At 48.4% G+C, this 18,813-nt stretch carries 17 protein-coding genes, 1 pseudogene and 1 riboswitch; of the genes and pseudogenes, 15 read left to right on the top strand and 3 right to left on the bottom strand.

The window, feature by feature from the left end:
* Positions 1-296: 296 nt before the first annotated feature.
* The 9 genes from GYMC10_RS17955 (at position 297) to GYMC10_RS31940 (ending at position 7,892) form a co-directional block, all read left to right on the top strand.
* Positions 297-572 (top strand): CD3324 family protein, encoded by a 276-nt coding sequence (locus GYMC10_RS17955; protein ID WP_015735839.1) that lies wholly within the window; start codon positions 297-299, stop codon positions 570-572.
* 161 nt (positions 573-733) lie between these two features.
* The gene (locus GYMC10_RS17950) at positions 734-1,465 is read left to right on the top strand and encodes a class I SAM-dependent methyltransferase (RefSeq protein ID WP_015735838.1); all 732 of its coding nucleotides are present in this window, start codon (positions 734-736) and stop codon (positions 1,463-1,465) included.
* A 189-nt stretch (positions 1,466-1,654) separates the two neighbouring features.
* On the top strand, positions 1,655-2,167 hold the full coding sequence (locus tag GYMC10_RS17945; RefSeq protein WP_015735837.1) for a GNAT family N-acetyltransferase: 513 nt from the start codon (positions 1,655-1,657) through the stop codon (positions 2,165-2,167).
* A gap of 51 nt (positions 2,168-2,218) precedes the next feature.
* Entirely contained in the window at positions 2,219-2,659 is a 441-nt protein-coding gene (locus tag GYMC10_RS17940; protein ID WP_015735836.1) for a hypothetical protein, read from the top strand.
* 84 nt (positions 2,660-2,743) lie between these two features.
* Positions 2,744-3,118 carry a VOC family protein gene (locus GYMC10_RS17935; RefSeq protein WP_015735835.1) on the top strand — a complete coding sequence of 125 codons (375 nt, stop codon included), beginning with the start codon at positions 2,744-2,746 and terminating at the stop codon, positions 3,116-3,118.
* 30 nt (positions 3,119-3,148) lie between these two features.
* Positions 3,149-3,775 carry a histidine phosphatase family protein gene (locus tag GYMC10_RS17930; RefSeq protein WP_015735834.1) on the top strand — a complete coding sequence of 209 codons (627 nt, stop codon included), beginning with the start codon at positions 3,149-3,151 and terminating at the stop codon, positions 3,773-3,775.
* 288 nt (positions 3,776-4,063) lie between these two features.
* Positions 4,064-6,307, top strand: a complete 2,244-nt coding sequence (locus GYMC10_RS17925) for a stalk domain-containing protein (protein WP_015735833.1) — start codon at positions 4,064-4,066, stop codon at positions 6,305-6,307.
* A gap of 356 nt (positions 6,308-6,663) precedes the next feature.
* The gene (gene catA, locus GYMC10_RS17920; RefSeq protein WP_015735832.1) at positions 6,664-7,317 is read left to right on the top strand and encodes a type A chloramphenicol O-acetyltransferase; all 654 of its coding nucleotides are present in this window, start codon (positions 6,664-6,666) and stop codon (positions 7,315-7,317) included.
* 245 nt (positions 7,318-7,562) lie between these two features.
* Positions 7,563-7,892 carry a four-helix bundle copper-binding protein gene (locus GYMC10_RS31940; protein ID WP_015735831.1) on the top strand — a complete coding sequence of 110 codons (330 nt, stop codon included), beginning with the start codon at positions 7,563-7,565 and terminating at the stop codon, positions 7,890-7,892.
* 1,274 nt (positions 7,893-9,166) lie between these two features.
* On the opposite strand, the gene GYMC10_RS17915 is transcribed toward GYMC10_RS31940, so the two are convergent.
* Complete coding sequence (locus GYMC10_RS17915; RefSeq protein ID WP_015735829.1) at positions 9,167-10,372, bottom strand: MFS transporter; 1,206 nt, start codon at positions 10,370-10,372, stop codon at positions 9,167-9,169.
* A 150-nt stretch (positions 10,373-10,522) separates the two neighbouring features.
* Here GYMC10_RS17915 and GYMC10_RS17910 point away from each other — a divergent pair, with 150 nt between their 5' ends.
* The 5 genes from GYMC10_RS17910 to GYMC10_RS17890 all read left to right on the top strand — a co-directional run bounded on the left by GYMC10_RS17910 (position 10,523) and on the right by GYMC10_RS17890 (position 14,970).
* Positions 10,523-11,743: an aminotransferase class I/II-fold pyridoxal phosphate-dependent enzyme gene (locus GYMC10_RS17910; protein WP_261979307.1), complete on the top strand. Its 1,221-nt coding sequence runs from the start codon at positions 10,523-10,525 to the stop codon at positions 11,741-11,743.
* The gene (locus GYMC10_RS17905; protein WP_015735827.1) at positions 11,744-12,187 is read left to right on the top strand and encodes a hypothetical protein; all 444 of its coding nucleotides are present in this window, start codon (positions 11,744-11,746) and stop codon (positions 12,185-12,187) included.
* A gap of 80 nt (positions 12,188-12,267) precedes the next feature.
* Positions 12,268-13,071, top strand: coding sequence for a DUF6597 domain-containing transcriptional factor (locus GYMC10_RS17900; RefSeq protein ID WP_015735826.1), 804 nt, complete (start codon positions 12,268-12,270; stop codon positions 13,069-13,071).
* Positions 13,072-13,184: 113 nt separating this feature from the next.
* Positions 13,185-13,610 carry a VOC family protein gene (locus GYMC10_RS17895; protein WP_015735825.1) on the top strand — a complete coding sequence of 142 codons (426 nt, stop codon included), beginning with the start codon at positions 13,185-13,187 and terminating at the stop codon, positions 13,608-13,610.
* Positions 13,611-13,642: 32 nt separating this feature from the next.
* Positions 13,643-13,742, top strand: a riboswitch (purine riboswitch).
* A gap of 64 nt (positions 13,743-13,806) precedes the next feature.
* On the top strand, positions 13,807-14,970 hold the full coding sequence (locus GYMC10_RS17890) for an MFS transporter (RefSeq protein WP_015735824.1): 1,164 nt from the start codon (positions 13,807-13,809) through the stop codon (positions 14,968-14,970).
* 142 nt (positions 14,971-15,112) lie between these two features.
* Here GYMC10_RS17890 and GYMC10_RS17885 read toward each other — a convergent pair whose 3' ends face one another.
* Both GYMC10_RS17885 and GYMC10_RS17880 read right to left on the bottom strand, forming a co-directional pair.
* Positions 15,113-16,117: a substrate-binding domain-containing protein gene (locus tag GYMC10_RS17885; RefSeq protein ID WP_015735823.1), complete on the bottom strand. Its 1,005-nt coding sequence runs from the start codon at positions 16,115-16,117 to the stop codon at positions 15,113-15,115.
* Positions 16,118-16,255: 138 nt separating this feature from the next.
* Positions 16,256-17,455, bottom strand: a complete 1,200-nt coding sequence (locus tag GYMC10_RS17880) for an AGE family epimerase/isomerase (protein ID WP_015735822.1) — start codon at positions 17,453-17,455, stop codon at positions 16,256-16,258.
* Between the two features lie 274 nt (positions 17,456-17,729).
* Between GYMC10_RS17880 and GYMC10_RS17875 the strand changes: the two are divergent.
* Positions 17,730-18,709 (top strand): annotated as a pseudogene (locus tag GYMC10_RS17875) (glycoside hydrolase family 5 protein).
* The last annotated feature ends 104 nt before the right edge of the window (positions 18,710-18,813 follow it).

Below are 18,813 nucleotides of genomic sequence, written 5' to 3'. Positions count from 1 at the left end.
ATCGGGAGAACTCGTCATATCGTTATTTGAACCTGACACAAGGGAAATCGAATTTGTTACAATAGAGGGAAGCGAATGAACTTTGTATCATCCAATCGGGCGAGGTGAAAATGATGATGGCTCACGTTAGGAGCACGACCGTTCACGTGGTTAAATCAGGCTCCGGGCAAAGCTGCACGGAAATAACGGGCAGAGAAATTGTTCGGAGCCTACTTCCAACATGAATTAGCCGCTGTTATATTTGTGCAGGCTTTGCTCACTATTTACACGATTCCATGTAGATAGGGGCAAGGAGTATGAAATACGAAAAAGCACAACATATTTTGCCGGAACACGTAATCAAAACCATTCAGCAGTATATTGATGGAAGTTATATTTATATTCCCAGAAAGTCGGAGAACCGCAAGGGCTGGGGAGAACAAACCGGAGCCAAGCGAGATCTGGACGAGCGGAATCGGAACATTTTCAAGTGTCATATGAAGGGTGATTCCATTCGTACCTTGTCTGAACGTTATTATTTAACGGAGCAATCGATACGAAGAATTATTCGGGCCGAACGAAGGAAAAGTTAGAATGCAGCGATATTTGAAGGATCGGTGGCGATCTTCAGATATCGCTTTTTTATGGGTGTTTGATCCTGTTTAAGGCAGAAACAAACATAAACTTGAGAACCACGCATGAAGAAAGTAAGTTTAGAAGAGATATTCTAGGCGAAGGAAGTGCTATAACGGTGATGACGCAAAACATTTATGATGATGAAGGATTCTTTCAGGGTTACAGCCAATTAAGTCGTTCCGTTCATGGCTTGGACGGCGCTCCCGAGTGGGAAACGCTGCGATCGATGCTGCCGGATCTGAGCGGTGCCAGCGTTCTTGATTTAGGCTGCGGGTTCGGCTGGTTCAGCCGATGGGCGAGGGAGCATGGCGGCGCCGAAAAAGTGATTGGGGTTGACGTGTCCGAGAATATGCTGGCACGGGGGAAGGCCGAAACGCAGGACTCCAACATTAGCTATATCAAAGCGGATCTGGAGACTTTGGAGCTGGATTCTGAAACGTATGATCTGGTGTATTGCTCGCTCGCTTTTCATTATATTGAAAACTTGCAGGGCCTCTTAAAGGAAGTGCACCGTTCACTTAAGCCCGGGGGAAGCCTGGTATGCTCCGTCGAGCATCCGATATACACGGCTTCAAGCCGTCCCGAATGGATTCAGCATCCTAGCGGGCATCAAACTTGGCCGGTTGATCATTACCAGCAAGAAGGACCGCGTACAACGAATTGGCTTGCAGAAGGCGTAATTAAGCAGCACCGGACGATGGGCACCTATCTCAATATGTTGATCGGGCTTGGCTTTACCATAACTCATGTTGAGGACTGGGGTCCTTCTGAGGCACAATTGGCGGCACATCCCGAATGGGAGGAAGAAGGTCACCGTCCGATGTTTATGCTGATGTCGGCCAGAAAGTAGCAGAGACCGAGTTTTTTGCTTATCAACAGGTTATTTGTGGTAAAAATCGGGCAGCGGCCGGGACATTCGTCTTGGCCGTTTTGATTTCATGCATCAATTGCTGCGGAATGATTTACCAAGTTAAGGAAAAGCATTAAAATAGAGGTTGACGGTACTCACCATACCAATACATAACAGCGAGGTAACCCTATGGACATTACATTGAAAGTTTTGGATAACGCAGACCTTAAACGTATTTGGAAAGAAACATTTGAACAGCAAAAGATACAAAGATCGGATGAGTATTATGATCGTTGTGAATTTGAAAACCAAATCGGCATACGCATCACGTTGTTGGCTTTTGTACAGGGTGAGCTGGCCGGCGTATCGCATTTGAAATATGAGTCGGCTTATCCGTATTTTCGGGATCAGAACATTCCGGAAATCAATGATCTGAACGTGTTTCCCGAGTATCGGAGAAACGGGATCGCCAATCGGATCATAGAAGAATTCGAGATCATCGTGAGCAAGAAACTGCCGCGTATCGGCATCGGGGTGGGATTATACAGAGACTATGGAGCGGCTCAAAGAATATATGTACGGCGCGGTTATATTCCGGACGGCAACGGGATCATGTACAACAACGAACCTGTGGTGCCGGGCGACATTGTATGCGCGGATGATGATCTGAACTTGTATTTGATTAAAGAGCTGATTTCATAAAGCGGCCTGCCGCATATCGGTTACAGTTGAATGCGTGCAAGGAGAGTGGATATGAACTTCATCATTCGATTAAATATGGCGGCTGCTTTGTATGCGCTGTTCCCTTTTGCCGGGATTGAACTGATGGTCAACGTGTACCGGATTGGCAGATTGACAGGGTGGGACCTGGATCACGTGAATGCGCTGACCTTAGTCTATTGCGTTGCTGGATTCATTCTGTCGGGTTGGGGGGTTCCGAAGCTGGTCCGATATTGGTTAAACGGTCGCAAAGCAAGTTTTTTTGCTCTAATTTTATGGATTCCCTATTTCATGATGCTGGTATACATTACGGCTGCATGGTTCCCGATCACGAATCCGGCCGACAAACCCACCCCTGTAACAGGACTCATTGCCATAGCGGGATTGGCGCTTTACCCATTCTACTTAGCGGTTCTTCATCTGTTTGGCATTGCGTCAATTTCTGGGGATCCGGGAGAAGATCCGATCACATGAGCGATCCGGGATATACGGGAAATGAAGGATTAGCAGTAGAGTCGTCATGAAGAGGGCTAGAACAGGAGATAAGGAGACAGAACCATGAGTACAGGGTTTTCCCATTGCTTGCAAATCTTTCCGACATCTGATATCAAGAGGACAAGTCAGTTTTATGAGGAAATCGGGTTCCGTGCCGTGAACTATCTTGATGCAGACGAACCGCATGTGTGCCTATACAGGGACTCCATTGAAATCGTATTAACGATGACAGACGTGGAGGTCGTGCCGAATCGAATCCGTTACGGTTACGGGTACGATGCCTATTTTGTTGCGGATGGACAACAAGAGATCGAGCAGGAGCTCATGGAATTGAACGTGAAGATTGTCAGACCGTTAACCATAACGGATTATAACAATCATGAGCTTGTGTTTGAGGATGTGGACGGGCGCTGGATCGCCGTTGGCAACAAACAATAAACGCTGAAGGATGTAAGTGAGGGACTGCATATGGTTGAAATTCTAGTCGTCAGACATGGACAGTCGGAAGCGGATATTCTAAATCGATGTGAAGGATGGGCAGATTATGCTTTAACAGACCTCGGTCAACAGCAAGCACGGCTGCTGGCGGATTGGATTCATCGTGTTTATGCGTTGGATGCGATTTTTTCCAGCACGCTTCAGCGGGCCAAGCAGACCGCTATCATGATCGCCGAAACGACAAAAGTTCCCGTCACCTATGATCCTGATTTGATGGAGCAAAATAATGGGGTTATCGCGGGGATGCTGAGAGAAGAGGCTTTGATAAAGTACCCTCTGCCCCTGGGCGGAAGGAAACGGCATGATGCTATTGATGGTGGGGAATCTGAAGTACAGCTCAGAGCAAGGGCCGAGCAATTCATGTCCAAGCTGTTTACTACCTTCGATAACGAACGTGAGTTGAAAAGCGTCTGCATTGTTTCTCACGGCGGGATGATCTCGATGTTATTTCGGAGCTTCTTGAATCTTCCTTATCATACCGACATTCATATTCCGACAGGTGATACGGGTCTTCATCTGTGGAAATATGACCCGGCAAGCGGGAGAAAGGTTATTGCGGTTACGAATTTGCAGGAGCATCTGAACGTCGAACAATGAGCTCGGTGATTACAATGTCTATATTGTATATTCCAAAATGGTGATGAATCGGAACCTGAGGAAGGTTAGTGGATTGATGATATCTAGGAGCATCTATATGAATTCTGTCGTGTGACCTATTAGTCCCGTTACAGCTTTGATGCTGTTTCGGGATTTTTTATAGGTTTTTAACAAAGTTCTACATCATCTTAAATATTATTCGCAGTTCAGAGAAACTTTTTTACCAAAATTTACGTCTAATAGTATGACCTCATTAAAATATCAAAAAGGATTAGAAGGAGTTATGTAATGAAACTGAAGAAACGATCATTGCTAACCGTATTGGCTGTTGCCCAACTGGCCGCAGCTTATCCGGCGAGCGCGGATGCCAATGCCGCAGACCCAACGCAACCGTCAGTCACCCAAGAAGTGTATGAGCAAAATTCAGCGGCAACGAAATCACTGAAATCCGGGGGTACAGACGCTACAGGCGCTGTTCAAGAGACATCCGATACGACAGAGACAGAAGGAACTCAAGCGCCGGATGAAGCAGGAACCAACGAAACAGGTACAACCGAAACAGGAACGACCGAAGTGCCGGGGACGGAAACCGGTGAAGTGCAAGAACCGGGAACGACTACGGAAGGGCAGAACAACCAGAATAACACGCCATCCGTGACGGGCAAGGAACTTATTCTTTATTTTAATAGCACGAAGATGGTCCAAGACGGCGTTACCTACAATGCACCGCAGCCGATGCAAGTCAAGAAGGGAGTATCCTATGTTCCCATTCGTGCCCTTGTGGATCGTGTAGGCTTCAAGGTCACTTACGATAAGAAGACCAAAGAAACGATTATTACCAAAGGAAGCAATGAGCTCCGCTTCAAAACGGACAGCAGCAAGTATACCGTCAACGGCGTGACCAAAACGATGAAAGGCACCTCTTACCAAACCAAGAGCACCTTTATGGTTCCGCTGACAGCCATCACGCAAGCGCTGGACATTCAATATAAAGTGGACAATGTTGGCAAGCGTGTTATCATGAGTCTGGAAAGCAAGCCGGTTGCGAAGTTTACGGTAGGCCCTAAAGAGATCTTTGCAGGGAAGACTACAGTTACCTATACACCTCAGGTTGAGAATGTGCAAGGTGAAATCATCGACGAACGTTGGGAAGGCAAGCAAGATATATTTGATGCGCCAGGTCAATACATAGTCACTTACTCGGTTCAAGATTCGACGGGAGCTTGGAGTGAACCATACAGCCAAACGATTACGGTCGTTCAGCCGAACCTTCCGCCTGTAGCCATGTTCGAAACCGATAAGATGGAGTATAAAATGGGTGAGCTGATCACCTATACGGATCAAAGCTACGACGACCAGGACAAGAACGAGGACCTGACGTACAAGTGGGAGAACAAAGAGTATGCCTTCTTCTCGCCTGGCGTGTACACCATCAAGTTGACCGTCACCGATAAGAAGGGACTTAGCTCCTCTTACGAGACGACTATCAACGTAACGAACGAGACGTTGTATGAGCAAGACGATTTCAATATGCTCTTCATTCCGGAAGGAGAGAAATTCTCGTTCCTCGGCAACGTCACTTCGCGTCCGAAAATCAATTATGATTTTTACGACGAGCCGAGCACGCTGATCCGCAGCAACAGCCCTGAAACCGTAAACAGCGAGGGCATCGTGTATCAAGAGACAGCGGTAGGCGACATGCGCTTCATGATTCACCACGTGAACAATCTGAACAAAAATGTGAAGATGTACGTGATTGCAACTAACAAGAACACTACCCCGGTAACGCTCAGACAAGATTACCTGGGATTTGCAGGTCCATCGCCGATTGCGACGGCAGCTGGCAAAAAGTCCGTGCTGAACTATTTCCAATCCATGCAAGACGGTTCGAAGCGAACTTCCGTAACGCTTGCACCTGGCGAACAGAAGCTGGTCATGACGGAGCTGAGCGAGATACGAATGAAGCAGGGGCATGTCATTTCCCTGTACTCGGATATGTATAGCGACCTTCCGATCCAGTTTGACGTCGTGATGATTGACGAAAAATCCGATCCATTAAAGGTGCTGAGCACGCTGCCGATCCTGGATCGCGATGGCGTTCATAACCGTGGAACCTATCCGGATTCGACGCGGATCATTCGTTATTCCGAGCTGGTGGGGGCAGAATCCCAGCGTCTCGTTCTTGGAGACAACCAGGATGACCCTAACCTGCAAGGCATGGATCCTATGGTCGGAGATATTACGCACAATACCGGCAACTTCGGCGTCCTGTATAAAATCACGCTGGATCGCGTAGCACCGAATACTCTGATCTCGTTTAACCCGCGGGGCGGCAAGTACTCGGGTTATGCCATGATGAATGGAACGATCGTACCGATTTATTCCTTGGGCCAGGTATCCCCAGGAGAGCAAGCGGTTCTCTACCGTACGGGCGATTACGAGCAAAAGGTTGAAATCATGCTGACGGCTGCGCCGGGAAGCAATTTGCCGGTAAACCTGCTGTTTACCCAATTGCCGGAAGTGATTCATTAAGATTGGAAGGATAAAGGCTTTGCTGCTTGAGCATCTGCTTGAGGAGTGAAGCCTTTTCTTTTGATCGTATCCCGTCGACGAGACGCGCTGAGTTGAGTTCAAAGGTACATAAGCAGGCGGGAGCATGGATTGTCATTCTCTATTTTTTAAGAGCGTGATGATTTATAATAGGGACACAACGCAATATGAGCGTTCAACACGGCCTTTTTCTCTGATGCGTGAAAGTCGTACGGGATTTTAAATGTAATCGTTGAGCTTGCTGACTGATATATAAAACTTTGGAGTGATGGCTTGTGGTTAAAGCGGTGGATGTACCCTCCTGAAATAGAACGATTTTATTTTAGGAGGGCAAAAAAATGAATTTCCATACCATTGATATTGAGCGGTGGAACAGACTGCCGTATTTCGAGCATTACACAAACGTAAATCAATGCACCTACAGCATGACTCTAGACACGGATATCACGCTGTTGCTTCAAGCGCTTAAGATTCGGGGGTATAAGCTTTACCCGGCTTTTATTTACATGGTGACCCGGGTTGTCAATGAACGCGCAGAATTCAAAACCTCGTATAGCCCAGAGGGGCAGCTGGGGTACTGGGATTCCATGACGCCAAGTTATACTTTTTTTCACAAGGATGATCATACCTTCTCCTGTTTATGGACTGAATTTGTGAACGATTTTGATCGATTCCATGATCTATATGAGCAGGACATGGAACGTTATCGGGATGTCAAAGGGATCTTCGTTAAGGAGAATCCACCACCCAATACGTTTCCCATATCCATGATTCCCTGGGCAAGATTTAGCGGGTTCAATCTGAATATTGCCAATGATAAAGAATATTTGCTGCCGATCATCACGGGCGGCAAATACGCCGAGCAGGGAGGGCGTATGCTGCTGCCGGTTTCAATGCAGGTGCACCATGCGGTGTGTGATGGTTACCATGCCAGCATGTTCTTTCAAGCTTTGCAAAAAATGGCGGATTCCTGTGAGGACTGGCTAAAATAATGGGATGTTCGATGAATGCTCAACTCGAAGTATATTAACGGGAAATGGTGCATTCATGGCATCATGAAAAAGGAGAGACGGCTGCTGCGCAGTCGTCTTTTTTTATCTAATTTAATCACACCTTTAAGCTCGACAACTCGATGCTCCAAAAAATCCTCATTGAATCTTCACAAGTTTTGGTTAATGACATACAACCTTGGTACAAGGTAATCCTATAATCGCTAACACCGAAAGGAGAATGTTGTATGTCACACGAATCATTTCAAAAATGCATCGAGGAATGCTTGCGCTGTATGGTGGCTTGTAACCATTGTTACACCGCATGTTTGGAGGAGCAGGATGTTGCGATGATGAAGGAATGCATACGATTGGATCGACAGTGCGCGGATATTTGTAATTTTGCGGCTCAGGCCATGTCCACGAACAGCATGTATGCCAGAGAAATATGCAGGATCTGTGCCGATGTTTGTGAAGCTTGCGGAAACGAGTGCAAGAAGCATGATGCTAAGCACTGTCAGGAATGTGCGGAAGCCTGCTTCAGATGTGCGAAGGCATGCCGGGAGATGGCGGCTTAAGCAGGGGATCGAACGAGCAGATGGACGATTCGGAGGCTCGCTATATGCTGGAATGGTCCTGAAATTGGATACATGTAGACTAAGTGGGCAGATGTAGAATGAGGGGGCACCGCTGCCTGCTGGAGTGAGACTGTTATGGTGATTGTGAGGACAGCTAATGGGGAGTTGGTAATACGACGCAACCCTATATTGGTGAAATCAGCCGAATAGGGAGATTGTGTGGACAGAGGATCCGCTATTTGCTGGTATCGGTACGATATTGGACACATGCTTATAGAAGAGGCTCAGCTACTTGCTGGAAATTGCCCCAAATGGAGTCGATGAGGACAGAGGATCCGTTATTACGCCGAAATGGAGTCCATCAGGGCAGAGGATACGCTATTTCGCCGAAATGGGCCTATTATGGTGATCAAGCGGACACAGGATCTGTTATTGAACCATAATCACGGACGAATCCACGCTAAATCCGACAATAGCGGATCTCTTGTCCGCATAATGCCATGAAATAGGTAAAAGCAAAGGAATAGCGGAACCAGTGTCCTCTAATATCACAAATCCAAGGAGTTAACAATGCTGGATCTATGGTGTTGGTATCCTAATGGATGAGTCGGTAATACGTCGCTGAAATCAGCCGAATAGGGAGACGATGAGGACAGAGGATCCGCTATTTCGCCGAAATGGGCCTAATATGGTGATCAAGCGGACACAAGATCCGTTATTGCACCATAATCACGGACGAATCCACGCTAAATCCGACAATAGCGGATCTCAAGTCCGCATAATGCCATGAAATAGGTAAAAACAAAGGAATAGCGGAACCAGTGTCCGTTAACCTCACATATCGAAGTAGAGGAATCTCTATCTGCTAGAATGGGCCTGTAATTGGACACATGTACACAAAAGAAGGCTCTGCTACATGCTGGAAAATGCCCCAAATGGAGCTCATGAGGACAGAGGATCCGTTATTACGCCGAAATGGAAGCCGAATAAGGAGATTGTGAGGACAGCGGATTCGCTATTAGCAGGAATCGGCATGATATTGGACTCATGCCGATTCCTGCTGAACTGAATAACAGCATAACAAAAAGCTTACGCCGTTACATAACGGGTAAGCTTTTTGAATTCCAAATAGGCTTTGGATTTGGTTGACCATCGAATGAATACGAGTTTACTGTGCCGCTTTAGTGATAAGGTATCTGTTATAGCGAGAATGACCGATTTCCGCCGTACAAAAAAATCCCTCTCATCTGATCATGAGAAGGATTAAAATAGTTCTATGAAGCTTTAACCGATGTCAGGAGCGTTAACTCCGATTGCTCTTGGTCGAGCTGATGGCAGCGGGAAGTTATGGCAAAAGCTCCGATAGCGAATGCAACTGCGGCCCACGGCAGGTAGGCCAGGCCAATGCTGTCCACGACCAGGCTGCCCAGAAGGGAGCCGAGCGCAATTCCCATGTTGGATGCAACCGGCATGAGCGTGGAAGCGAAGTCCTTGGAGCCGGGCGAAGATTCATCTGCCAAGTCAATCAGGTATAACTGAACGGCGGTACTGAGCGCAAAGGAGAAGCAGGCGACCAGCATCAAGGATGCCAATGCCATCCACGGGAGCGATAGGGTTAGAGCCAAAGCCGTCATAATCATCGCCTGGATGGTGAAAATCACTTTCAATTTTACCCGGGAATTGCCTTGCGCTACCTTGGCGCCAAGCCAGTTGCTTAAAATCGTGAAAGCGCCGTAAGCTAGCAGGACGGTGCTGATCCATTGCTGCGGTATCCCCAGCACGTTCTCTAACAGCGGCGTGATGTACGTGTATACAATAAATACGGAGCCTACGCCGAAAACCGGAATGAAGAATGCAAGACGAATCCGTTGATTTGTGAACAAGGCAAATTGCTGCTTCATGGAGCTTACGCTAATCGTATTGCTCTTGGGCATAACGGCCAACATGAACGCAAGCGGGATGATCCCCACAAGTGAAGTAACGATAAAAGCGGTTTGCCATCCAGCCATTTGGCCGATCTGCGTCCCGACGGGAACGCCCAGGACATTCGCTATGGAAAAACCTCCAATGATCCAGGCAACCGCGCCAGCCCTGCGGGAAGCGCTCATATGCTCGCTGGTTGCGGCAATGGCCAGCGACAAGGTCAATCCGCACAGAATGGCGGTGATGATGCGAATGAACAGCATGACAGGATACGTGGTGGCGAAGATGGTCAAGTAATTAAACACCAACACCGCAATGTACGCTGACAGGATGGTAACATGCCGTGGAATGCGTCCGAGCAGCGTCACTGCAAAAGGCGTTCCGAGCGCATAAGCGATAGCAAAGCAGGATACGAGGACACCTGCAGCCGCAAGCGAAATGCTGAGAGTTGCGCTAATGTCCTTCAATAATCCAACAATGACATATTCGGTGGTACCCAGCACAAAGGCTGCAAACGTAAACGCGATAATAAAAATGGTTTCTCTCAATCTGGTCATGGTTGTCTCTTCTCCTGGTTTCTCTTTTTGTATGGTTCGATCTTACGTTATGAAAGGCTTTTCAAGTCAAGCCCCAGATCTTAATTCCAAGAGAAGCTCAGCCGGCATCATGCTATAATATAGGAAAAAAAAGTGGAGTGGGTGAATACCATGCCGAATCAAACTTCAAAGCGATCATGGCGTGCAGACAAATTATCACAGATCGGTTCTTCGATATTTGCCGAGGTCAGCGAATGGAAACAAGAAGCTGCCCAGGCGGGAAGACATATCATCGATTTGAGTATCGGCAGTCCTGACCGTGGTCCTTCTGAGGATATACGCGAGATCCTGAGCCAAGAAGCGCTAAAAGAAGATAACTATACATATCCGGGCACCAGAGGAACCATGGAATTCCGAGAGCAGTCGGCAGCATGGATGAAGCACCGCTTCGGCGTGAACGTCGATCCCGATACGGAAATACTGGCCTTAATGGGCTCTCAGGACGGATTATCGCATCTGGCTCAAGCCATATGCAATCCGGGGGATATGGCTATTGTGCCGAATCCGGGATATCCGATTTATGCCGGAGCCCTTGCGATCGCAGGGGTAACGCCTTGGTATTTGCCACTGAAAGAAGAGCGGCGGTTCGTGCCCGATCTGGACAGCATACCGGAGGAGATTTGGGCGAAAGCGACCTTCATCCTGCTGAATTTTCCGGGGAATCCGATTGCGGTTCAGGCCGATCTTGCTTTTTTTGAAAAGTTGGTCGGTTTGGCGAAAAAATGGGACGTGCTCATCGTCCATGACCTGGCCTATTCCGAAATGGGCTTTGACGGTTATCGTCCGATAAGCGTACTGCAGGCTCCAGGCGCCATCGACATCGCGGTGGAGTTTCATTCCTTCTCCAAAAGCTTTAATATGGCAGGCTGTCGCATCGGTTTTCTTGCCGGTCATGTGGAAGCTGTCGGCGCGCTGCGGGAATACAAAAGCAACATCGATTTCGGCGTGTTCAAGCCGGTTCAGACAGCGGCGGTCCATGCATTGCGTCAAGCCATGGCTGCTTCCAACGAGGAACGAGGTGTTGCTTCGCTGTATGAACAGCGCCGTGATGTCCTCGCAGCTTCCTTGGCCGAAGCGGGGTGGGACGTCCCTAAACCGCAGGCCACGATGTTTCTATGGGCGCGGCTGCCTGTAGCTTTTCGCGAGGAAGCATGGAGTTCGCGGCGGTTCGCCCGCGAATTGCTGTTGAATACAGGCGTGGCGGTTATACCAGGAGATGCTTTTGGCTCTGAAGGTGAAGGCTACTTGCGAATCGCGCTGGTCCAGGAAGAGGAAGCGCTGCGCGAGGCGGCGGTGCGCATAGGGAAATATATTGGAGGTGTTTCGCCGTAAATGAAATGGCTTGGAGTCGGCTTCGCCATGTTTCTGACGCTGGCGCTGTTCCCTCAGAGTGCGGGCGAACTCGTTCATCACCAGGCATCGTACATAGAGGAAGTTGAGGGTGCTGACAGCAACACGCCTTTTACGGTGCAATATATAAATTTGGATAAGTACCAAAGCGTCAATGCGTACGAAAACACGTTTACCACCATGCCGGAGCAGGGCAGCAAATTAACCGTTAAGGTTCATAACAAGAACAGCACGGGCCACGTGATGCTGAAGGTCTACCGGGGAACGGAGGAATTCGGATACGCGGATGTCAAAGCCGGCACGGAGGGAACCCGGACATTCGCCATGCATGACGGGCGTGGAGTAACGGGGGATTGGAAGGTTTATATTACGTCGCGAAACGGTCAAATTATGAACCTGCAGATTCAAGCAGGACAGCATGATTGATAGACGCTAAGACTACATTTTTCCATTCAAGTTGTTTGCTAATTCAAGCATAATTAAGGGTGAGCACTTTGCGGAATTTTATGCCTGTACAAGCACCGGCCATAGAGATTCAATCTCCTGCTTCAGATTATGCCTATACGGAGTATAGGCCGTGCCAGCCATTGATGCCATATGTAGCCTGTTATTGGAGCTTGGAATACCGAGTCACGTCCATTCAAGCTCCGCTCCATCGCATCCTTCCCGACGGTTGCGTGGATATCATATTTAATATGAAGGCACGGACCGCCTCGGCCACCGGCTTCGTTACGGGTCTGATGTCCCGTTATGAAGCGGCGATACTCACGCAGGAGCAGTCTCTGTTCGGTATTCGCTTCTATGCGGAAACCGTTCGTCCGTTCATCCAATTTCCCGCTTCCGAATTTCGGGAGGGTCCCGTCCTCTTGGATGAAGCGTGGGGGGCAGAAGTGAATCACTTGAACGAAGAAATGGTGACAGCTCTTGATTCCGCCCGACGTATCGAGCTGATCGAGACGTTTTTATTCAACGCGTTAAGACGGAGTAACATACGTTCTGAGCCGCTGGTGGAGCAAGGCATGCAGCATTTATACGCCTCCAAGGGGAGAATAACGATTCATGCCCTGGCCGAAAAAATGAATTACAGCGAGAGAAACATAAGAAGAACGTTTCAGAAGGAATTGGGCATGAAGCCGAAGGAAATGACGGACATCATACGATTCCAGAATTTGCTGCAGGAGATGCGCCGTTCCAAGCCTAATCGGTTTCCTGATATCGCTGCCCAATACGGATATTATGATCAGCCTCATTTTATTAACACCTTCAAACGCTTATACGGCATGTCGCCGAAGCAGGCTTTTCAACCATAAATTTTGCATGCATGGCGGCGGCAAGGTTTGTCCGTTTTTTACAATCTTTCATTCGGGTGTTGAACGACAATGGGGTAGAAGTATCAATGATGATGTACAGGAGGTAACGTAAAATGAGAGCAAGCATATCCGTACTTACGATTGGCGTTGATGACCTGGAACGGTCCCTGAAGTTTTATCGTGACGGACTCGGGCTCCCGACCGAAGGAATCATTGGCACTGAATTTGAGCATGGGGCTGTAGCATTTTTTGACTTGCAAGCCGGTGTGAAGCTGGCGATATGGAATCGCAGGGATCTGTCGGTTGAAGCGAATGTTCCCTTATCGTCCCCAAGCTCTTCGGAATTCACGATCGGCCACAACGTCGGCAGCAAGGAAGAAGTGGATGAGGTGATGGAGCAAGCCAGTAGAGCGGGAGCGACCGTAACCGTGCCGGCACAAGACACCTTCTGGGGAGGCTATTCCGGTCATTTTCTCGATCCGGACGGGCATTTGTGGGAGATTTGCTGGAATCCTGCATGGGAGGTTGATCTTTCGTAACGGATGTGATAAATTAATCAACGATTGTTGTGCAACTGAATATTTTATTTGAATGTATAACCTCATTAATATGGTCTGAGGGTCTCTACCAGGAACCGGAAAATCCTGACTACAGAAAATGTTTACTCATTTTTTGTAATCAGGATTTTTTTGTTGATTATAAACATGACATCGAAGAAAGGGGATTTCATTCCAGATGAATCTGAAAGTATTAATCCTAGCGATATCGACGATATCCGTCGGGCTGGTTGAACTTATTGTTGGCGGGATACTGCCGCTCATTGCGGACGACTTGCATATTTCGCTCGGTACGGCGGGTCAGCTGATTACCGTGTTCGCCCTGGTCTATGCGATAGCGGGACCGGTGCTTCTTGCGCTGACGGCAAGAGTGGAGCGCAAACGGCTTTATCTGATTTCCTTGTTTATTTTCTTTATTGGTAACTTGCTGGCTTATGTAAGCCCGAACTTTACGCTGCTCATGGCAGCCAGAATCTTAACCGCGATGAGTACGGCGTTGATTATCGTGTTATCTTTGACGATTACCGCCAAGGTGGTTGAGCCTGCACATCGCGCTAAAGCCTTGGGCGTTATCTATATGGGGATTAGTTCGTCATTGGTACTAGGCGTGCCGCTCGGCATCCTGATCAGCGAGGCTTTCGGATGGCGGGTGTTGTTCCTGGGTATCGGCTTCCTGTCGATCGGTTCCATGATTTTGATCTATATGTTCCTGGACCGGATCAAGCCTGAAAATGTTACGCCGTTATCCGTTCAGATCAAGGCGCTGGGCAAGATGAAAATCGCCGGTGCGCATCTGGCCACCTTGTTCATGCTTGCAGGGCATTACACCATATATGCGTACTTCACGCCGTTTCTTGAATCGGAGCTTGGTCTGAGCCCTTATTGGATCAGCATCTGTTACTTCCTGTTCGGACTATCCGCCGTCGGCGGCGGGGCGTTCGGCGGCGCGCTTGCGGATCGGATCGGATCGCATAAGAGCATCGTGATCATCATTACGTCATTCATGCTGGTATTGTTCGTGCTTCCATTATCCACATTTTCGATTGGCGTGTTTTTAATCGTGATGATGATATGGGGGGCATTGAGCTGGAGCCTGGCTCCTCCTCTGCAGAATTATCTGATTCAAGTGGATCCGGGTTCGTCCGATATCCAGCAAAGTTTTAACAATTCCGCGCTGCAAATCGGTATCGCATTGGGCTCTGCCATTGGGGGGCTCGTGTTAGAGCAGGGAGGCACCGTAGCCAGCACGGCCTGGGTCGGCGGGGGGATCGTCATCGTGTCCCTGGTTTGTGCCGTTTATTCTTTGACGAGACCTGCGCTAACGTGGAAGACAAGCAAATAAATAGCCGAAAATTTTTCGCGAATTTAAAAGACAGCCGCATCCATGCAGCTGTCTTTTCTTTTGCAATCGTTTTGTACATCGTGCGCACTGCTCCCTGTGCGCACGATGCGTGGTTCGGGGCATGTTTGATGGTGGGAGGGGTTTACATCTTGGCGACGGAGGAACGATAGATGATCTTGCCCTTCACCACAATTCTGCCGAATATGGTATCAGGGGTGCTGATTTTGCTTAAGATGGACTGGATCGACGTTTGAGCCAGCTGCTTCATATTGACTTCAACCGTCGTCAGGTGCGGCACGGTCAGCGTGGCGTAGATATCGTTGTCAAAACCAACGACGGAGCAGTCATCGGGAATGCGGTAACCCATGCCTTGCAATTTCTGCACAACCAAATAGGCGACCTGATCGCAATTACATACGAAAGCTGTTGGCAATTCATCCGGAATCTCGATGTCGAGATAATTGCCGTACTCATTCCGATCGTTGATTACCCAGTCCTGCCGAAGAGCGATATGATGCTCCAGCAGCGATTTATAGTAACCCAGGAACCGATCCTGAATGCTGCTTGTGGCATGCAAACTGCCCACATAGGCAATGTTGCGATGTCCTTGCCGGATCAGGTAATTGGTAAGTTCATAGGCACCGTAAAAATTATCCGAAACCACCGCGTCAATATCCGAATGGTCATCGTAGAAGTCCAGAAACAGAATCGGCGGTTCGATGGCGTGCATGATCTCGATGTAAGGCTTACTGATCTGTCCCAGCAGAATGAATCCGTCCACTTTGCGATCATAATAGATGCGCGGCAGCTGCAAGGTCTGTTCATCCGAGCTGCTTAAAATATGAAGTATGCCGTAATACCCGTAGTCTTCCAATCCCTTGGAGATTTCTTGATAGACGCGCAGATAGAACGATTGGTCGGGTCCGGTAAAACGTTCGGGAATGATAACGCCGATGTTGTAAGTCAGCCCTTCGCGCATGGACCTGGCAACGGTGTTCACCCGATAGCCCATTTCGCTGGCGATGGCTTTGATTCTTGCCTTTAACTCGTCGCTTACGCCTTCCTTGTCGTTCAGGGCTTTCGAGACGGTCACCGTGCTGACGCCAACTTGCTCCGCGATGTCCTTCATCGTTATGTTTTTGTTCATCGCGTTTGTCTCCTTTTATCTACAGTCGAAGTAGACCATCTGTCCGAGTATGTATGCAATCATTCCATGATCCAAGTACAGTATACCTGCTCGTCTGAGACAAATAAAGGCGAAGGCGCATTTCTGATTGTTATTCTGTTAGAGCTTGCTGCTTACATGTTCGATTCGATTTAAGATTTCCAAGCAAAATCGACTGTTATGATACGGACATTTCCATGGTCCGGCCATCTCGTGCTGATCCGGCCGTCCGTTCTCATTGACGGACCAAAACCATTCGCTGCCCGGGCGGGAATCGATAATATTTTTTTTCGTATAATTCCACATTCTGAAGACTTGTTCAAGAAGTTGAATATCTCCCGTACGCTGATAGGCATTGAAAAAACCGACCATAGCCTCAGCCTGGACCCACCAGATTCTGGAGGTATCCAGATGTGAGCCTTCTTGCTCATTCATGAGCGAACCATCCTGCTGCACGGCCCGTTCAGATACGGCATTCGCCAAGTCCAGAACCATGCGCTTATAATCCGGATTCGTGCTTCCGATGACATCAAGCGCCTCATCCATCAACCAGCTGGCCTCGATATCATGGCCAAATGAAGTGACATCCACGAGCGGGTTCCAATCCTTGTCAAAAAACACCCCTAAACGTCTCCGATCAGCATCGAAAATGTGATGGTACAGAATGGACAGCAGGTTATGAAGCGATTCTCGGACCACCGCCTCGGGCCAAGCCCGATAAAGCGTGGAGTAAGCTTCCAGGACGTGAATATGCGTATTCATCGTGATATGCGCGACCACGCCGTTGCCGCTAAGCATTTCGTTGGGCTGCTCGTTCCACTCCCGGTCGAACTCTTCCTTGTAGGCCTGCCGTTTCGCATCATACCCCTTACTCTCGATCAGACGGTACAGCTCTTTGGCCAGATCCAATGCCTCTTGGTTCCCGGAAGCGCGGTGGTATTCGCTTAATGCATATACGCCGAACGCTTGATTGTAGATATGTTTCCTCGTATCTGTCGGGACTCCCTTGTAATCTACCATCCAATACAGTCCGCCATATTGGCGATCAATGAGGTGGCGCGCGAGAAATTGAAAGGCATGCCTGGCATACTTTGCGTAGATTTCGTGCCCCGTCGTCCGATAGGCTGCGCTAAAGCTCCATAAAATTCTTGAACAGGCAATCCCGCCTTTGGCTGCTTGTTCATCGATCTTTAAATCGGCGTTCACTTGGCCGTAAAACCCGCCGTTGGTTTCGTCCTTCAATCCTCCCCAAAAAGGCAGGATATGCTCCAGCCATTCTTTTCGGATTTCAGAACCCAGGGTATGTAAAGTCATTGTCATATAAAGCCTCCGTTATTAAGTTATCGTTAACCTTAGAAAATATTTTAAGAAAGAGCATCGTTCGATGTCAACGAAATCTTTTGCACGCAACATTATTATAAACATGCATACACCATTGACAGGTGAAGGCTAGGCATATAAAATTCGAATTATTACTTAAACGATTACCTAAATATTATCGGCCTTTAAGAACACTCTAAACACTTCGGTTTTGATTCATCATCTAGTGTCGAGGCTAGAAATCAAATGATATGAATCCAGAAGGAGGAAGATGATGTTGATATGGATGCAGGGATGGAAGTCTATTCTAGTCGCGATCTTGGCGTTTGTGTCAGTAGGCGGTGGACTTCCCAGACCAGAAGCAGCCCCAGGATTTTATGTAAACGGTACCAAGTTGTATGATTCAACGGGCAAAGCCTTTGTGATGAGGGGTGTAAATCATCCCCACACCTGGTACAAGAATGATCTGAACGCGGCTGTTCCGGCTATCGCGCAAACGGGAGCCAATACCGTACGAGTCGTCTTGTCGAACGGGTCGCAATGGATCAAGGATGACCTGAACGCCGTCAACAGTATCATCTCGCTGGTGTCGCAGCATCAAATGATAGCCGTTCTGGAGGTGCATGATGCGACAGGCAAAGATGAGTATGCTTCCCTTGAACGGCCGTCGACTATTGGATCAGCATCAAAGGGGCATTGATCGGAAAAGAAGACCGCGTCATCGTCAATATTGCCAATGAATGGTATGGAAATTGGAACAGCAGCGGATGGGCCGATGGTTATAAGCAGGCCATTCCCAAATTAAGAAACGCGGGCATTAAGAATACGTTGATCGTTGATGCAGCCGGATGGGGGCAATACCCGCAATCCATCGTGGATGAGGGAGCCGCGGTATTTGCTTCCGATCAACTGAAGAATACGGTATTCTCCATCCATATGTATGAGTATGCCGGTAAGGATGCCGCTACGGTGAAAACGAATATGGACGATGTTTTAAACAAAGGATTGCCTTTAATCATTGGGGAGTTCGGCGGCTATCATCAAGGCGCAGATGTCGATGAGATTGCTATTATGAAGTACGGACAGCAGAAGGAAGTGGGCTGGCTGGCTTGGTCCTGGTACGGAAACAGCCCGGAGCTGAACGATCTGGATCTGGCTGCAGGGCCAAGCGGAAACCTGACCGGCTGGGGAAACACGGTGGTTCATGGAACTGACGGGATTCAGCAAACCTCCAAGAAAGCGAGCATTTATTAAAATCGGGTTAAGGTAGATGAGATTGCATGTTAACAGCAAGCTCAAACATATGGATGCATGCAGGCTGTCGAGGAACCGTCTCGACGGCTTTTTTCTATAGGATT

Origin of the sequence: Paenibacillus sp. Y412MC10 (assembly GCF_000024685.1) — a bacterium.
Taxonomy (GTDB): Bacteria; Bacillota; Bacilli; order Paenibacillales; family Paenibacillaceae; genus Paenibacillus_AQ; species Paenibacillus_AQ lautus_A.
Note: the sequence above shows the minus strand (reverse complement) of the source record. Positions and strands in the feature narration are given on the sequence as shown.

Coding starts and splice junctions, on each gene's coding strand:
- GYMC10_RS17900 (WP_015735826.1), top strand. CDS start 12,268: ATGCCTGTACAAGCACCGGCCATAGAGATTCAATCTCCTGCTTCAGAT.
- GYMC10_RS17915 (WP_015735829.1), bottom strand. CDS start 10,372: ATGACCAGATTGAGAGAAACCATTTTTATTATCGCGTTTACGTTTGCA.
- catA (WP_015735832.1), top strand. CDS start 6,664: ATGAATTTCCATACCATTGATATTGAGCGGTGGAACAGACTGCCGTAT.
- GYMC10_RS17950 (WP_015735838.1), top strand. CDS start 734: ATGACGCAAAACATTTATGATGATGAAGGATTCTTTCAGGGTTACAGC.
- GYMC10_RS17940 (WP_015735836.1), top strand. CDS start 2,219: ATGAACTTCATCATTCGATTAAATATGGCGGCTGCTTTGTATGCGCTG.
- GYMC10_RS17945 (WP_015735837.1), top strand. CDS start 1,655: ATGGACATTACATTGAAAGTTTTGGATAACGCAGACCTTAAACGTATT.
- GYMC10_RS17885 (WP_015735823.1), bottom strand. CDS start 16,117: ATGAACAAAAACATAACGATGAAGGACATCGCGGAGCAAGTTGGCGTC.
- GYMC10_RS31940 (WP_015735831.1), top strand. CDS start 7,563: ATGTCACACGAATCATTTCAAAAATGCATCGAGGAATGCTTGCGCTGT.
- GYMC10_RS17895 (WP_015735825.1), top strand. CDS start 13,185: ATGAGAGCAAGCATATCCGTACTTACGATTGGCGTTGATGACCTGGAA.
- GYMC10_RS17890 (WP_015735824.1), top strand. CDS start 13,807: ATGAATCTGAAAGTATTAATCCTAGCGATATCGACGATATCCGTCGGG.
- GYMC10_RS17935 (WP_015735835.1), top strand. CDS start 2,744: ATGAGTACAGGGTTTTCCCATTGCTTGCAAATCTTTCCGACATCTGAT.
- GYMC10_RS17880 (WP_015735822.1), bottom strand. CDS start 17,455: ATGACAATGACTTTACATACCCTGGGTTCTGAAATCCGAAAAGAATGG.
- GYMC10_RS17925 (WP_015735833.1), top strand. CDS start 4,064: ATGAAACTGAAGAAACGATCATTGCTAACCGTATTGGCTGTTGCCCAA.
- GYMC10_RS17905 (WP_015735827.1), top strand. CDS start 11,744: ATGAAATGGCTTGGAGTCGGCTTCGCCATGTTTCTGACGCTGGCGCTG.
- GYMC10_RS17930 (WP_015735834.1), top strand. CDS start 3,149: ATGGTTGAAATTCTAGTCGTCAGACATGGACAGTCGGAAGCGGATATT.
- GYMC10_RS17910 (WP_261979307.1), top strand. CDS start 10,523: ATGCCGAATCAAACTTCAAAGCGATCATGGCGTGCAGACAAATTATCA.
- GYMC10_RS17955 (WP_015735839.1), top strand. CDS start 297: ATGAAATACGAAAAAGCACAACATATTTTGCCGGAACACGTAATCAAA.